This window comes from Methanofollis sp. W23, from assembly GCF_017875325.1.
Classification (GTDB): Archaea; Halobacteriota; Methanomicrobia; order Methanomicrobiales; family Methanofollaceae; genus Methanofollis.
The window spans coordinates 392,325-408,056 of record NZ_JAGGMN010000001.1 but is presented as its reverse complement, the minus strand read 5'-3'; the positions used below and the strand labels follow the sequence as shown (position 1 = coordinate 408,056).

Sequence of the window (15,732 nt, the reverse complement as noted above, 5' to 3'; positions counted from 1 at the left end):
CGGCGCGAAGTCACGGCAAGAACGCCCTGTTCATACTCAGAGACTGGCCTGGCCTCCCCTTCGCAAGTCTCTGCTGGACCAGTTCGCAGACCGCATAGTAGACCTCATCTCGCTCCTCCCCGGTCAGCCCGAACGCCTCGAAGATCATCCCATCAAGACGCTCGCGGTCAGGAAGTGGGGCCGGGTCCTGGTCCCTGAACGGGAGGGCCGGATCAAACCCGCACTCTGCAAAGATCGACCTGCACTCGCGGTCCTCCACGACAAGGCCCTCGGTCAACCCTTCGATCCCGGAGGGCACATAGGACTGATTGACCTCATAGACCATCACCGACTTTGCCCCACATCCTAAATTGCTCCTTGCAAGAACCTCGGAGAAGAGGTGGGTGACCGTGCTGTTGAGCGCATTTTTGACCTCAGTCGGGCCCTCGCCGGCATACAGTCTGCAGTCGCATGCCACCGACTCCTCTGAGAGAAAACACCCGAGACGGTCGTGCGTCTCCTTGCTCCAGAAGATGGTCCCTTTCTTTTCTTCCAGCGAATACCATCGTTTTCTCTCTTCCAGCGTCCTCAGGTGCGGGTAGCCCCGCACCCACACCCCCCTCCCGCCGCCGCCCCTGACCCTCACCTCGTGCGCCTCGCCCCACTCGATATATCGTAACGCATTCGTGGACCTGAGTTCGTCCTTCGGGCTGGTGCAGACAAACACCCTGTACTCAAGCGCCTCTGGGTCGACCATGATGCGCCTGCTCTCCCGCGGGCTTTTGAAGACCGGTCTCAGGAACTCCTCTTCGATCTCCCATCTCGCCTGCGCCTCTCTGTCCAGGTAGAAGAACGCATTCGACCCGGTGGTGATCCCGCGCCTGAATGGGGCGACGTCTCCGATCCGGACCAGGTGACCCCTGCCTTTTTTCAAGAGGGTATAGAAGATGTCAGGCGCCCTGAGATATTTCCCGCCCCACTTGTCCCCCCCATATGCCCCTCTCCCGCCCCGGCCCTGGCTCAGCCCGTCTTCGAGGAGGGCTGCCTGGAGAAGAGGAACGATGCGGCACGCCTCTGTCCTGACCATGTTTTCCGCCACTCCGGGCAGGCCCCCGCCCTCTGCCCTCGTCCCCACCCGGGCCAGGTCGATCGCGACCATTGTCTCCGCCGAGACGCCCTCCTCGAAGGGGCGGCTGAAGCGGACGAACTTTGCGGTCTTTGAGGCCGATGTCAGGCAAGAGGCTTCCCTGGAAGACAGGAGTTCAGGGGCCCCGAAGACCGCAATGACGGTGTTCACGTCGGCACGCCTGAAACTTCGTGTTGGGACATCGTAGATCGCATGAATCGGGACATACCTGAGGAGAAACTCCTGGAGGTCCCGGCCATACCCGACATCAAGCCAGGCATTCGAGGTGATGAAACAGCAGATCCCGTTCTTGTTGAGGAGGCCAAGACCGCGGAAGATGAAGTAGACGTAGAGATCGTTTTTTCTGTCGAACCGTGTGACCATGGGAAAGCACGAGCAGACGGTGTCGATGAGCCTGGCCTTGTACTCGCGCCGCTCGGCAGGAGTGGCCGCCGACGCCTCCCCCCTGGCAGGCGGGGAGATGAGCTCCTGGCGGACATAGGGGGGGTTGCCGATGACGATGTCAAACCCGTTCTTCTCCTGAAAGACCTCGACAAACTCGACGTCCCAGCGAAACAGATCTCCTTCCACCACCGCGTCCCCGACGCGAAGTCTCTGGTCAAGGTCAGGGAGGAGGGGACTGTCTATCGCGAGGTCGGTCCCGGCGGCGAGGGAGAGCCACAGCCTCATTCGGGCGGCCTGCACCGCCCATGGCATGACGTCGACGCCATATAGAGATCGCTGCAGGACCCCGGACCGGACGTCATGGTCGGGGCCGCCAGGGCTGGTGCGGGTATGGAGCGTATGGATGAGTTCGGCGAGGAGGTCGAGCATCCCGACCAGGAAGGCCCCTGACCCGCAGGCCGGGTCGACGACCAGGAGGGCGCCAAGGGCGTCGTCGACCCTCCGCCAGGCCCCGGGATGCAGGTCAAGCGTGCGGGTCTTCTCTCTCTCCCAAGGGGGATCGAAGACAAAATGATAGAGGCCCTCGCGTGGGAGGTCTGGCATCTGGTTTCTCAGCGCTCCGGCCACGGCCCGCCGGCACATGAAGTCGACCTCGACTCTCGGGGTGTAGATAATCCCCTGGTCTTTCCTGCCAGCGCCTTCTGCGGCATACCACTCATAGAAATGTCCGATCATCTGAGGGTCGACCGCGACCTCCTCGTCATAGAGCGTGGCCTCGCGGGGGGTGAAGGGGTAGGCCTCAAAAAATGCAAACACCTCTTCAAAGATCTCATCGGGGAGCGTGAGTCCTGATCTCTCGACCTCCCCCTCCACGAAGAGAGAGTCATTGAGATAGGGGATCGTACGGAGAACCCCGACGACCTCGTCAGGGAGGCCGGTGATCTCATGGTTCCGGCCGTTCAATCCCTGAAAAAAGATCGCTCGCAGCCAGTCTTGATAGAACCGGCCAGAGCCATAGAGCCCCTTGGAAAGATACGCTTCCCACACCCACCTCATGAAGTGCGCGGACCCTGGCCACCATGTCTTCTCGATGAAATAGATGAAGATCAGCCTGTTCAGGCACTGCAACGAGAATGCACGGGCTTCCTCGGGGGACACCCCTGCGGCATGCTCGCAGAGACGAAAAAAGATTTCCTTGTAGCCTGCAAGAAACGAACCGGAAAGCGCCTCGACGTCGAACCCCTCTCCCCAGCGTCTCCAGACCGCGGACGGTGCGGGGTCTGCCGGACATGCCATCCGCCCCAGCGCCCTGACCTGCACAGGACAGAGGGCCGCAGGGTCTATGGTGAGGCGGGTGGTCTTCCTGGTCCTGTCACTCCTTCTGGGATAGGCAAAGACGACGCGGGAGTAATCAATCGTAAAAATTGCCAGGGATCTTGGGTTCCGGCGCCCGAGGGCATGGGTGACAGTATGGATAAACTCCGGGTCCAGCGACGAGGTCTCAAGTAAAAATATCCTGAGGTCGTCTTCGAAGATCCTGAGAGACGACAGCGTCGAGATCCTCTCCGCACCCTCAAGGCCGGGGTCGATGTCTTCTTGACCCCATTGCAGACGCTCCTCCGGGTATCCAAGGATGGAGAAGAGGCCGGGGATGTCCTCTGGTGCGGAGAGAGAAGAGAGGTGTTTCTCCAGGGAACGCAGGTCCCCACTCTCATTCAGACTGATCGGCATCTCTCTCAACCCCCCGGTACCCTGGAATGCCAGGCACGCACCGGGCAGCACAGGGTAAAATTGATCCACTCATATCATGGGGAATATATTAGTGTGGCGCGCAGAATGGGTCGGGAGATCACCCTGCGGCCCTGCGGGCGGACAGATGATGCAGGGACGGTGAGAGAAGCCTGGTGGTTACAGAGATGAAGGTCCTCAGATCTGGAGATATGGCTCCCGACATGTCCTCCGCACCCTCATGATACACAAGAGGGCGAAGACGGCCTCATCTTCATTCAGCGAATTTGTTTAGCCCTGGAGAATCCGGCACGAACATCTTGCTCACGCATACGCAATTGAAAATACGGCTCTGGAGAAACCCTCTTGATGGTTCTCTTCGACGGGGGGCTCGCCGCCCCCCGAACCCCCTGCACGAGGATAGGCAGAGGACGGCAATCCCCTCTTCATGGTCATTTTTTGTGCCTTCCCGGTCCCATCGTGGTCCAGGGGGACGACCGGAGGGAGTCGAGAAGATCTATGATCTTCGCTGTACGGGGGCAGCGCCCCCGGCGTGATTGTGTGGGAAGGCGATTGGGTCACCCTTGCACCGAGAGGAAGTGAGGGTTTCTACAGAGCCGAAAATACTGAAAATTCTCTAAGAATAAGTGTATCACCGCTCCTCCTTCATCGCAGGACACCGAGGTTGAAGTGATGAAAAGAGGGCTCTGTAGAACCCCTCACCTCTTTGGGGAGATGTGCATCGCCCGCCTTCCCACCACTTCGGCCGGGGGCGCTGCCCCCGGACCCCCGGGATGAAGATAGGGCCTGGAAGGCACACTCAATCGCCATGAAGAGTGTAATGCCGTCCAACGCCTCTCTTCACGCCGGGGAAAAAGATACCTGTCCAGAGAATTTCTACAGAACTGTGAATTCAAACCATTATGATCTCCGCGATCATTTTCATGGACCATATCCCAAAACTCTCTGAGGCTTGAACTCATGATCATCGCTCTGCCTTCCCGCCCCGATCGCCATCCTCGGGGTTCTGGAGCAGCACTAGGGTAGTGGGTTCCCTGGGTGTCCTCCCATGAAGGTGGGTCCATGCCAGGTCCTCCAGAACCAGCGTTCAGGCCCAGACCACGAAGATGCAGGAGGACAATGGTCCTATCTATCCTGAGTGCGACCCGCGGAGGAGTTGGGCATTGACCGCCACGATGACGGTGCTCGCGCTCATCAGGATCGCTCCGGCCGCCGGGGTGAGGACGAGTCCGTAGCCACTTGCCACACCGGCGGCGAGCGGGATGGCAACGGCGTTGTAGCCGGTGGCCCAGAAGAGGTTCTGCACCATCTTGGCGTAGGTATTCTTCGAAAGGTTGACGATTGCCGCGGCGTCGCGGGGGTCGTTTCTGACCAGCACGATATCGGCACTCTCGACGGCAACGTCGGTGCCAGCCCCGATCGCAATTCCCACATCGGCGGAGACAAGGGCCGGAGCGTCGTTGATCCCGTCGCCGACCATGGCGACGACGTGGTTCTTTTTGACCTCCGCGATTCTTTCGGCCTTCTCATGAGGGAGGACGCCGGCGAAGAACTGATCCAGCCCCAGGTCCTCTGCCACCCAGGCAGCGACGAACCGGTTGTCGCCGGTCAGCATCATGCACTGGACCCCCGTCTCCTTGAGGCGGGCGACCGCCTCGCGAGACTCAGGGCGCACGATGTCGGCAAGGGCAAGGGCCCCGATGGGAGTCCCCTCCTCGATGAGGGAGACAACGGTCTTCCCCTGCCGCTGTAGCGCCTCCACCCTCGGGTCGGTCTGCAGGGGTTCTGGGCCCGCCACCTCCAGGTGCCGCCCGGCGACGACCGCCTCCACCCCCTGGCCAGGGACCGCCCTGAACTCTTCGGCGGGTTCCAGAGCCAGGCCACGGTCCTCGGCCTCCCGCAGGATCCCTCTCGCGATCGGGTGCTCTGAGCGGACCTCAAGGGAGGCCGCAAGGCGCAGCACCTCCTCTTCGTCCCGGTCCCCAAAGGCAAGGAGGTCGGTCACCCCAAACCGCCCCTCGGTCAGCGTCCCGGTCTTGTCAAAGACCACGGCCCCGATATCTTTTGCCCGCTCAAAGGCCTGACGATCCCGGATCAAGAACCCGGACTGGGCCGCAAGGGCGGTCGAGACAGCGATCACCAGCGGGACGGCGAGCCCGAGGGCGTGGGGGCAGGTGATCACCATCACCGTTGCCGCCCGTTCGATCGCAAACCCGGCGTCGCCGACAAGATAGACCCAGCCGACAAAAGTCAGCGCCCCGACCGAGAGGGCGATGACGACGAGATAGAAGGCGGCGCGGTTCGCAAGGTCCTGGGTCCGCGACCTGCTCTCCTGGGCCCGGCGCACCAGGTCGACCACCTGGCTGAGATAGGTGTCGGCACCCACCTTCTCCACCTCGACGACGAGCGAGCCTTCGCCATTGATCGCCCCGCCGATGACAGGGTCGCCGAACCGCCGTCTCACCGGTTGCGACTCGCCGGTCAGCATCGCCTCGTTGACACTGCTCTCCCCCTCGATAACCACGCCGTCGATCGGAACCTTCTCACCCGGCTTCACAAGCACCCGGTCCCCGACGGTAAGCACCTCGACCGTCACCTCCTCGACGCCGCCGTCCCCCAGGCGGTGCGCCTCCTGGGGCATGACCCGCACGAGTTCTTCGAGGGCCCGCGACGCCCCGAGCACCGAGCGCATCTCGATCCAGTGGCCAAGGAGCATGATGTCGATCAGGGTGGCAAGTTCCCAGAAGAACCCCTCGCCTGGAACACCAAAGACCACCGCGGCGCTGTAGAAATAGGCGACCGTGATCGCGACGGCGATGAGCGTCATCATCCCTGGCATCCTGGCCTTCAGTTCGTCGACGATCCCAACGAGGAAGGGGTAGCCGCCGTAGAGGTAGACGACGGTGGCGAGGACGAGGACGATGTAGGCGGCGCCGGGGACGTCGAAGCTGAACCCTAGGAGCGTCTGGATGGTCGGGGAGAGGAGGAGGATGGGGACGGTGAGGATGGTCGAGACGATGAACCGGCGCTTGAAGTCGGCGAGGGCCGCCTGGTGTCCGCCGCCTGCCCCGTGGTGGCCGTGATCGTGATCCATCGGTCTTCAGGGCGGGAAGGGAGGTGACAGTATAAAAGGGGATCGGGAGAGGCCCCCCGAACCCCCGCTGATGAAGAGTGGCCGGGGATTGGGTTCCCCCTTCATGGTTTATTCTCTGCCCCTCCCCTCTCTCGCCATCCCAGGAGTCTGGGGGAGCCGCGCCCCCGGCGCGATCGTTCGGGAAGGGTATGGATGCAAGTGTGCGTGACGAAGGGATGAAGATCATTCTAGCCATAATCCATCGCTATCTTCTGCGAGAGAAAGGTCGGAGAGTCTTGAGATGAACTCTCCGAGAAGGCGCGGCCGGAAAATGCGTGCACAGAGGCCGATGAGGAGATCGCGATCACGGAGGGGATGGGGGTAGAGCCTGCTCCCCCACTCCTTCACGACCTTGAACTTCATCACGCTGTCTTTCATTGCCTCATCAGACACTATCTTCAGAATCTCACTACTCAGGTAACGCTCGTCCGAGGAAGGGGGATCGATCTGTCTACTGCCTGCCCGAAGATTGCGAGGAAGAGACGGCTCTTGAATTTTTCATCGTTCAGGCCCGTCTGCGAATGTTCAGAAATTTTTTGACGTTCTGTCTCAGGAAACTCCAGTATTTTTTTGGAATCAACCATCCACCTTCTGGCGTCGGGAAGTTTTGCCAGGCATTCTCCACAATAATTTGCATCATCAGAGCATTGTGCATGGCAATCTGGACAGATCTGCATAGGCTCCGTCCCATCATCTGATGATATATTAATTATTCCTGCTCTGGCTGGCCAGTCTGGCGGGTACACGCCCAGAGACTTCTCCTACCGGCAGGGTTCGAGGAGCATGATGGCATCCCTGCTCCTCTTGCAATATCCCTTCTCAACCAGGGAATCGACGGCGAGTTCGAACTCGACGGGGCCGACGGTGACCGTGTCCATCGCCTCCGTGATCGGGATATTATAGTCGGCCCCGAAGACGTCGTAGCACTCGAAGTACACTCTCCGCCCTTCGCCGGTCAGTTCGTACATGTGGTGCGTCTTCATCGGGTACGACAAGAGTTTCCCCGCCCTCTGGAACATCGACGACCACATGTCGACCACATACCTGACGTCCTCTTTTCTGATCTCGGGGTTGGACTGCACCCTGGCATATGATGAGGCCAGTCTCGGAACCGCATCCCCGACATTCTGGTTGAAAGGAACCTGTCCGGCGGATAGGTACTCGTCCCGCAGTTCATAGATGACGTTGCCCATCATTTTTCCAATGGAGTCTGACGATTCCGGTTTCAGGAGCAACCCGTCCAGCACCTGGGCGATAATGACTCCCGCCTCAATCTCGTGGTTCTCGTGGTGTCCCTTCGAAAACGTTCGTCTGGCGGTCTCGTCGATCACGACCGGGAGGTCTGAGACCATTTTTTCAGGCCTGAGAATGGCCTGATTTATTTCTCCGCTCGTTTTCCTGATCCGTCGATCGGTTTTCGAGACCGAATAATAGTACTCAGAACTGATCTTCTTGAATTCCGGGGGGATGATCTTCAACGGCCTCTGAAAGAGATCCCATTGATAGTTTTTCCCAAAGACCGCGGTCTTGATCCCGCCGGTCTCGCCGGTTATCGGCGGGGACGAGAACGCAAACAGCGTCGAACAGGTCGCGACCTCCTGAACGATATCTGCTTCGCCCTTATATGGATAGGTGAAATAATCGATGATCTCCATGAAGTCGAGATTTTTTCTCCGTGTCGCAAGGGGGGTGATGTCGAAGGGTTTCCATCCGCAGATCGTCTTTACATACAGATGGTCTTTGCAGGCCCTGTCCAGGAACACCTGTGTTCTCTCAGAGACCTCGACCTCGACGAACTCGTACTCTGGAGGGGGAGAGGTCGGGGCATAATAGATCTCTTTTCTGGCCGTGGGCAGGAAGGGCGAGGGATGGAGGTAAAAATAATGGCCGTCTTTCGTATCGTATTGCACATAGCCGACGTCCTCGTATCTATTATTGCAGGCGATCTCTCTCTCAACGACCGAGAGTTCCGATCCTCTCGACCGGGTGTTCAAGGCCATGATAGGAGATCATCACGTCATGGATATATAATTCTACGGCAATTGAATCGGGTTCTTTCGAATAATTTTATCGCCGGGTCTGGATGGGGTTTTCGATTGTCAAACACGGTCCCGACGACCCGGAGCGGTGCGAATATTTCGTCAGGGTCGAATGGTCGAAGACGGTTCCGGAGGACGAGGCGTTCTGGACGAAGGGGCTGAGGGCGAGCCAGAACAGCGCCTTCAAACTGAGAAATACGTTCACCCTCGAGAGGCTCGTCGAGCATTTCGGGGAGGAGGAGGGGTGAACGGCGGCGGGCCGGGTGAGGAGGGGTGAAGATCTCGTCTCCCAGCGAGGAAGGGGTAGCCGTGGAAGACATAGTAGACGACGGCCGAGACGATGAACCGGCGCTTGAAGTCGGCGACGGCCGCCCAGTGGCGGTGTTCGTGGTGTGGATCCATCGGTCTTCGGGGGAGGGGTTATCGATGTGTGTTGTCCAGGAGAAAAACGGATTTTTCGTCTTCTATTGCCTAATGAAGAGATTTAGAAAAAGAGTATTTTAAAGAAATATTCTATGAAGAGAAAGGCATATTTTTCCAAGTTGTTTCACCACCTAACTTTCTACGTCAAAATGATGGACAACCGAAAGCCAATATGTTCTACCTTCTTTTTGCAATGTTCCTTTACAATATACATTCTTTTGTTGATCATGAGCTTGAATTGCCAAATGATAGTCGTGTTCAGACAATTCGATTTTGATGTTTCTAACAGATCCAAAAACAAAAGATTGGACGGTAATTTTACCCATTGTTGATTCTTCCAGTCGCTCAAGCCTTAATACTGGACCATAGACTACAAAGTTTTCTTTGGGTTCAAATTCTCTTAAGTAGTCTGCAGCTTTTTCAAAAATTGGCATCTTTTCGGCTTTTAGAACTATTTTTTTTGGAATGTCTTGATCGGTTTGATATTTTGGTGACCATGTGAAGCCGAATTCAACATCCTGAAAATCATCATTGAATGAACTCATTTCGACTACAGCTTCGCACAAATTTGCACTTACTCCTTTTTGTACTGTAGACTTAAATATCTCAATAGAATCATCTGGAGAGGTCTTCTCAATATACTCCTGCGCTGTTGTATTCATCACGTTTAATGCGCATGCTAAATTCTGAGTGACTTGTCGCTCGAATGGTTCGAATAAATATTGTTGTCCCCTGTAAGGTGGCGGAAGTTTCGAGATTATTGGTAGAATATAACTCCCTATTTCTGTTTGACCCATAAATACGGTTTCCATATACTCAAGTGCGTCTTTGAATTTTTTCGGAGGAAAAAAAGGGCGAGGTTCAATCGTTGAACAAGCAGCTGCCAATACCATTTCCTTTGCTTGTTGAACCAATTGTACTCCCATATTAATTGGAACATTGCCTTGAGATGTTTCAGGAGTATCCCTACGAACTCGAACTACATCTGCAAAAATCATCTGTAAATCTTTCAAAATTTCTATTTGCGGCCTCTTTTCAACATTTTCAAGAATATTTATGATTTCACCAATTCTTATCTCATAATCTTTAAATTCTTGATTCAAAGGGAGAAGTATATCGAAAATATTCCTATCATTGTTTTCTTCATCAACATACTCCCATGTAGAGAATTTTTCGGGATTTACCTCTAAATTTTTCCAACCTCTTGAAGATAGATATTCCGCAATATCTAAAGGGTGAAGCGATGATAGTAATGAATAATCCCTAGGATCTAGTTTCATATCTTTTCTCCATTACTCGCCCGGTTCATCATCGCATCCAATTCTTCAACTGAAAAAACTTGACTTCTTGGAACATATACCATCTTTGATGCAGTATTATTGGTTTCTGGTTCCCCTGCAAGAGACACCCAGTAGCCACAATGGGATAATGCTAAACATTCTTCATCTTGAGTGAGCCAATGATTGATATTTCTCGGCACAAAAACGACTATTAAAATCGTAGGGACTGATCGAAATTCGTCTCGAAGATCGTTGTAATTTTTTATTTTTAAAGGGAACTTGATATGATTGTCATCAACTAAATCTTGTTGGCCAGTACATTTAATTTGTGCGTCAATTTGTGGAGATCTATATTTTCCATTCCCTCCTTTCCTTTTTATCGTTATGTCGACGCTATCATGGTCAACTCTTGGTCTGTCGACACCACATCCTGCAACTGAAGCCACCGCATGAATGTATGCGTAGCTGAACTCTTCCATCCGCATTTCGTACTGCATCTATCGACCCCTAATAGACCACTTTACATTGAATCAAAATTCCATACAATATAATTATTTTGAAAATATTCTCGTATAAAAAATAAGATTAATTGAAATGCCAGTCTCAAAATTACTCATCTAGAAAGAGATATTCCTTAAGTACCTCCTCCACCTAGTGCCACTACTTACAAAAAAAGAATCCTCAGAGGCCCCCCTGGGCCTCTAAACAATCACCACATACGCGAGCACCGACAGCAGAAACGCCACCAGCAGCACCGCGAGGGAGAGCGGGGGGATGAAGACGAGCATGGCGTTCACCGTGCTCGCGAGTTCTGAGATCCGGTTCGAACCAAAGACCAGGACGTCCTCGCAGGCGGCCGAGGCCGAAGCCACCTCCGCATCGGCGAGGTCGGCGACCGCCTCCTCCACCGCCTGCTTCGCATAGGTCGCAAGAACCTCAGGACTTACATGAAGCCCGAGCGGGTTCTTGCCGGTGACAGTGTTGACCACATGCGAGTCAGAGGTCATCACCTCGCATTCGTCGACCAGGCCGCCGACTGCCTCGAACACCGCGGCCCGGAGGTCGGTGACCATGTTGTTGCCGTCGAAGAGGACATAGCCCGTCCGTTGCCCCGCGGTCTCGACGACCAGGGCCTGCACCCCGAGGTCACCGATCCCCTCCTCGCGGCTGAAGGGCATGGAGACACGGGCCGCCCCGGCCCTGAAGGGGTGCACCGCCCCCCCGGCAGAGTCAGAGATACACTGCTCCGCGGTGGCGAGGTACTCGCTCCCCTCCTTTGAGGCGATATGGACCGGCGAGGCGACGTCGGCCATGCAGTTATGGGCATCGACGAAGGCGCAATGCGCAAAACACCGGTGCGCCTCGGCCATCACCGTCATCCCAATCGCGAAGTCGACGTCCTCGGTCTTCTGCGGCCAGCGCGTCGAGACCATCAGGAGGGCGTCGCCCATCGGCTGCGCAAGCACCTCCACCGACCCGACACGGGTGCGGCAGGACGGCCCTGCACACGGGGAGTAGGGGAGATCTTCGAGCGAGTCCTGCACCGCCGAGATGATCTTCTCGCTCTCAGAGGCCGAGACCAGGTTGAAGTCGTGCGTCGAACACCCGTGGGCCGTCATCACCTCCTCAGGGAAGGCCTCGTAGACCGCACGGGTCAGGTTCCCCCCGCCGATCTCGCCCATCGGACCTGGATGGACATTCGGGACCGTAAAGATGATGTCGCGCCTGTCCCCCCGGCGGAAGGCAAGACTCACCTGCGGGACCGAGACCTCCTCGCCGATCTCCCTGAAGAAGTCCTCCATACTCTTCGAGCCGTCGGTCATGTGCTCGATGAAGGTGTTGATGAAGTTGAAGGCGCTGATATGGAAGCCCTTGTTCAGCGGCCGCTCCACAAACCAGACAAAGAGCACGCACCCGAACCCGAAGACCAGGTGGAGGACCACCCCCAGGAGCAGGAACTCCTGCCCGAACGAGAGCGTGGCAAAGACCACGCCAAAGGCGCTCTGCGGCAGGGCCGGCATCACCACATGGGTGAGACGGTAATCGGCGATGGCCGCGATGACCAGCAGGCGTACCCCAAAGACCAGCCCCATCGCAATGGCAAAGGCCAGGGGCAGGAGTTCGCTCTGCCCGAGGATCACCGAGAAGAGGGTGACGATCACCGCAAAGACCGTGCCCGCCGCCGCCAGCAGGGCCGAACGGTTCCAGGTGATCACCTTGCCCCGCTCCATCAGGAGGGGTTTTGTGAGGAAAGTCGCGAGCACCGCCGGGATGGTGAAGGCCAGGGTTCCAAAGAACGGATACGTCTCGCCAGCCCGCAGGCTCACCGCATCGATGAGCAGGCCGAGAGCAATGATGATCCCAAGGGACCTGGGCCAGGACGGGGCCGTGAAAATATACCGGGAAAGCCCGGCCATCCTGACGTCGCTCGCCTCGGCCCGACCGTTCATGCGAATCCCTTGAGAACCAGTTCATGCCGGTCGCCGACCGAGTGCCGCTCGGCCGACTTGTAGGTGATCGGCCTGGAAAAGAACGGGGCATCGAGGGTGAGGCTCTCGTATTCACCCCCCTCGCCCGCCGGGTTGATCCGGTAGCGCTGTTCAAGGGCAAGGAGACGTTCCACCATCGCATCGTCGATATGCGCCCCAAGAAACTCCTCGGTCAGGCCTTCGGCAGCACAGACGACGATGATCGCATCAAATTGAGCCGCCACATCACGCAGGAGGTCGGCATAGTCCATATGCCAGAGCGGGGCAGAGAGGCGCATCCCGAGCCTGCCCGCGATCGCCTCCAGGCGCGCACGCTGGTAGGTCGAGGCCACCGCCCCGGTGACGATCCCGTCGAGCCCGAGGGCCGCGAGCCCTTCTTCCATCTCGAAGATCTCTTCTTCCTTCCTGCCGGCCGACGGGATCTCGTGATATTCCATCCCGGCGACCTCGGCCATCACCTGCACGGCGTCCAGGTTGGCCGAGTGGAACATATATGAATGCGGGTTCTCAGGCCTGACCGTCACCAGGGCCGAGACCTCGATCCCGGCGTCGATCGCCCGCTGCACGGCAAGGACCGAGTCCTTGCCGCCAGATGTCAGTGCTGCCCATGTCATGTCTCTTACCTCTTCACAATCGGTCCGAAGTGCTCCTCATGCCGCCGTGCCAGCCGCTCCCAGGTCGGGAGGTTGGTCTGGCACCCAACCTTCTCCACCACAAAGGAGGCCGCCGTCGTCCCGACGGTGCAGCAGCGCACTGGATCGTAGCCGCGCGTATAGGCCGTCAGGAACCCGGCCCTGAAGGCGTCGCCCGCTCCTGTGGGGTCGGCCATCTCGACCCTGATCGCCGGGACCTGCTTCTCCTCCCCGTCGACGCAGAGCATGCACCCCTTCGAGTCCATCGTAAAGACCGCCAGGTCCACCCGCGCCGCCAGGTCGTGCACCGTCGTCCCGATCGTCTCGGCCATCTGCCGTGCCTCGTGCCGGTTCGCAAAGAGGACGTTGATATTGTCGAGGATCGCCTCGAACTGTTCCTTCGTATACTTCAGGATGTCCTGACCTGGATCGAACGAGGCAAATTCGCTTCTTTCCGCGACCTGCACATTGAACGAGGGGTCGGCGGTCGCCATATGCACGAACTCCAGGGCCGGGGCCGTCGCCTCGGCAAAGACTGTCGAGGCCCCCCAGTCGAAATAGGTGATCTGGTCGCCGCCGACGTCGTTGAACATGAAGGCCGTCGCCGTCGGGCGGTCGGGCACCTCGAAGAACCGGCGCCTGATCCCGAGTTCGTCCAGCCTCTGGTCGTAGGCTCCTCCCGGAAAGTCCGAGCCGACGGCGCTGACCAGTTCGCAGGCCTCGCCGAGCGTTGCGATCCCCGCGGCGATATTTGCCGCCCCGCCGCCAAAGAAGATCTGGTGGTCGAGGGTATAGACCGAGGTGTGGCGCTCAGGGAAATGCGGCACCGTGCAGATATGGTCGATGGCCGTATGCCCGACGACGCTGATCATAACTCCTGCACATCCACGACTTTGAGGGGGATCGTGCCGAGCGCCCGGCCGACGACCGACTTCGCAATCCTCTTTGCATGCTCTTCTGACTCGGCATTGAAGACCTTCATCGAGAGCATAAGCCCGACCAGGGCGGTGTTCGCAACGACCAGTGCACAGTTCAGGTCTTCTTCACAGTACGGACACTGGCTATATCCGCTCTCGATCTCGACAAACTTTGCCGAGGGGTTGAGGCGTTTGCCCGCCTCGCTGATAGCGATCCCCACAGCATCGTCGAGGGACTTGACGTCCTTGATGATCCATGCGGATTCGAGTGTTACAAGATAGTCGGTCATGAATCTCACATTCCCAGAATATTACCACGTCTCTCTATGTACATGCTCGCCGATCGGCATCCGTTCTGTCCTGGCGGCCGGAACCTCGCCCCTGCCGACGGCAAGAAGGGCCACCGGCCTGAGATGCGGCGGGAGGCCGAGCACCTCTCGAACCCCGTCATCTTCAAAGGCGCCGGTCCAGCAGGCATGAAGCCTGAGGGCGTGGGCGGCGAGCATCATATAGGTACAGGCAATGGTTGCGTCCTCAAGGGCATAAAGGATACCCCGTTCGCCGTACCTGGACATCGATCTGATGTAGTTTGCAGAGACGACAAAGACGACCGGGGCGTTCCTGATATGCGCCTGGTCATAGGCGACCTCGGCAAGGGCCTCGCGCTGGTCCTCGGCCTCCACCACCACGACGTCCCAGGACTCGCGGTTGCCTGCGCTCGGTGCGGAGGAGGCGGCCTTCAGGATAGACTCGACCTCGTCCTCGGCGACCTCCTGGTCGGGATCGTACTCCCGCACCGTCTGGCGGCCTTCAAGAAAACTGAGAAACTCAGAGAAGTCCATGGCTGGTCAGCGCCTCCCAGGACTCCTGGGCAACCGTCGTCGACGCGGAAACGGCCTCGGCCACTTTCGGGAGGGCCTCCTCGAAGTTCAGGCCCTCGACCTCGGAGATCGCGGCGTCCAGGGACTCGAGGGCTTTCTTAAACCCGGGGTGCCCGCTGCTCCCGTGAGCAAAGGCGATCTCTGACCTGACGCCCTCGAGCACCAGGAGGAGCATCCGCTTCCCGCCCATCTTCTCGCCGCCAGGAAAACCCGGCATGCTGGCGATGAGTTTTGAGGCCAGAAGAAGTTCGGATTTGGCTCTCTCGCCATACTGATAGTTCAAAACGGCTGTCTTTGGATCCATACAATGAATGGACACCAGAGATATAAAAGATAATTAGGGGGTGGGACCCGCGGGTCTCACCTGGACTTCTGCTTCACGCCCATAGCGGTCGTCTTGGAGCGCAGCATCCGCCTGCGGACGCGCTGGTCGGTCATATCCTGACCGCGACGGCCACGGCCACCGCGACGGCCACCGCGACGGCCACCGCGCCCCTGCTGGCGCTCGTTCTGGATCTCGATCTTCTTCAGGGTTGCAGACGCCTTGAAGCGCTGGTTCGGCCCCGGCTTTTTCTGGGTTGCCTCTTGTGCCCGGACCAGGCGGATCTTGCCTCTGACATTCTTCACCTGGGCCCAGGTCGTGGTTCCTGTTTTTCCCATAATCAAACTCCCTATATAT

The 15,732-nt window shown here is 57.8% G+C and carries 16 protein-coding genes; 2 read left to right on the top strand and 14 right to left on the bottom strand.

Annotated elements, in window-relative coordinates; genetic code table 11:
- Nucleotides 1-10 precede the first annotated feature (10 nt).
- The 5 genes from J2129_RS01740 to J2129_RS01720 all read right to left on the bottom strand — a co-directional run bounded on the left by J2129_RS01740 (nucleotide 11) and on the right by J2129_RS01720 (nucleotide 8,392).
- A complete protein-coding gene (locus J2129_RS01740) occupies nucleotides 11-3,241 on the bottom strand; it encodes a DNA methyltransferase (RefSeq protein ID WP_209629042.1) in 3,231 nt (1,076 codons plus the stop codon).
- A gap of 1,147 nt (nucleotides 3,242-4,388) precedes the next feature.
- A complete protein-coding gene (locus J2129_RS01735; protein WP_209629040.1) occupies nucleotides 4,389-6,353 on the bottom strand; it encodes a copper-translocating P-type ATPase in 1,965 nt (654 codons plus the stop codon).
- Nucleotides 6,354-6,575: 222 nt separating this feature from the next.
- Nucleotides 6,576-6,770: a hypothetical protein gene (locus J2129_RS01730; RefSeq protein WP_209629038.1), complete on the bottom strand. Its 195-nt coding sequence runs from the start codon at nucleotides 6,768-6,770 to the stop codon at nucleotides 6,576-6,578.
- Nucleotides 6,771-6,805: 35 nt separating this feature from the next.
- Nucleotides 6,806-7,138, bottom strand: coding sequence for a zinc ribbon domain-containing protein (locus J2129_RS01725; protein ID WP_209629036.1), 333 nt, complete (start codon nucleotides 7,136-7,138; stop codon nucleotides 6,806-6,808).
- 15 nt (nucleotides 7,139-7,153) lie between these two features.
- Nucleotides 7,154-8,392, bottom strand: coding sequence for a hypothetical protein (locus J2129_RS01720; protein WP_209629034.1), 1,239 nt, complete (start codon nucleotides 8,390-8,392; stop codon nucleotides 7,154-7,156).
- A gap of 83 nt (nucleotides 8,393-8,475) precedes the next feature.
- On the opposite strand from J2129_RS01720, the gene J2129_RS01715 reads away from it, so the two are divergent.
- Together J2129_RS01715 and J2129_RS01710 are read left to right on the top strand one after the other, a co-directional pair.
- Nucleotides 8,476-8,679, top strand: coding sequence for a hypothetical protein (locus J2129_RS01715; RefSeq protein WP_209629032.1), 204 nt, complete (start codon nucleotides 8,476-8,478; stop codon nucleotides 8,677-8,679).
- 61 nt (nucleotides 8,680-8,740) lie between these two features.
- Nucleotides 8,741-8,935 carry a hypothetical protein gene (locus J2129_RS01710; protein WP_209629030.1) on the top strand — a complete coding sequence of 65 codons (195 nt, stop codon included), beginning with the start codon at nucleotides 8,741-8,743 and terminating at the stop codon, nucleotides 8,933-8,935.
- Nucleotides 8,936-8,985: 50 nt separating this feature from the next.
- Here J2129_RS01710 and J2129_RS01705 read toward each other — a convergent pair whose 3' ends face one another.
- The 9 genes from J2129_RS01705 to J2129_RS01665 form a co-directional block, all read right to left on the bottom strand.
- Nucleotides 8,986-10,134 (bottom strand): hypothetical protein, encoded by a 1,149-nt coding sequence (locus tag J2129_RS01705; RefSeq protein ID WP_209629028.1) that lies wholly within the window; start codon nucleotides 10,132-10,134, stop codon nucleotides 8,986-8,988.
- Complete coding sequence (locus tag J2129_RS01700; protein ID WP_209629025.1) at nucleotides 10,131-10,631, bottom strand: DUF4365 domain-containing protein; 501 nt, start codon at nucleotides 10,629-10,631, stop codon at nucleotides 10,131-10,133. Before J2129_RS01700 ends, J2129_RS01705 begins: the two co-directional genes overlap by 4 nt.
- A 204-nt stretch (nucleotides 10,632-10,835) precedes the next feature.
- On the bottom strand, nucleotides 10,836-12,584 hold the full coding sequence (locus J2129_RS01695; RefSeq protein ID WP_209629023.1) for a DUF2070 family protein: 1,749 nt from the start codon (nucleotides 12,582-12,584) through the stop codon (nucleotides 10,836-10,838).
- On the bottom strand, nucleotides 12,581-13,237 hold the full coding sequence (locus tag J2129_RS01690) for a diphthine--ammonia ligase (RefSeq protein ID WP_209629021.1): 657 nt from the start codon (nucleotides 13,235-13,237) through the stop codon (nucleotides 12,581-12,583). The genes J2129_RS01695 and J2129_RS01690 overlap by 4 nt, the downstream gene beginning before the upstream one ends.
- A gap of 5 nt (nucleotides 13,238-13,242) precedes the next feature.
- Complete coding sequence (locus tag J2129_RS01685) at nucleotides 13,243-14,127, bottom strand: carbohydrate kinase family protein (RefSeq protein ID WP_209629018.1); 885 nt, start codon at nucleotides 14,125-14,127, stop codon at nucleotides 13,243-13,245.
- Entirely contained in the window at nucleotides 14,124-14,462 is a 339-nt protein-coding gene (locus tag J2129_RS01680) for a DUF555 domain-containing protein (protein WP_209629016.1), read from the bottom strand. Before J2129_RS01680 ends, J2129_RS01685 begins: the two co-directional genes overlap by 4 nt.
- A gap of 21 nt (nucleotides 14,463-14,483) precedes the next feature.
- Complete coding sequence (locus tag J2129_RS01675; protein ID WP_209629014.1) at nucleotides 14,484-15,014, bottom strand: nitroreductase family protein; 531 nt, start codon at nucleotides 15,012-15,014, stop codon at nucleotides 14,484-14,486.
- Nucleotides 15,001-15,357, bottom strand: a complete 357-nt coding sequence (locus J2129_RS01670; protein ID WP_209629012.1) for a hypothetical protein — start codon at nucleotides 15,355-15,357, stop codon at nucleotides 15,001-15,003. Before J2129_RS01670 ends, J2129_RS01675 begins: the two co-directional genes overlap by 14 nt.
- 56 nt (nucleotides 15,358-15,413) lie before the next feature.
- The gene (locus tag J2129_RS01665; RefSeq protein WP_209629010.1) at nucleotides 15,414-15,713 is read right to left on the bottom strand and encodes a DUF5350 family protein; all 300 of its coding nucleotides are present in this window, start codon (nucleotides 15,711-15,713) and stop codon (nucleotides 15,414-15,416) included.
- Nucleotides 15,714-15,732: the final 19 nt, after the last annotated feature.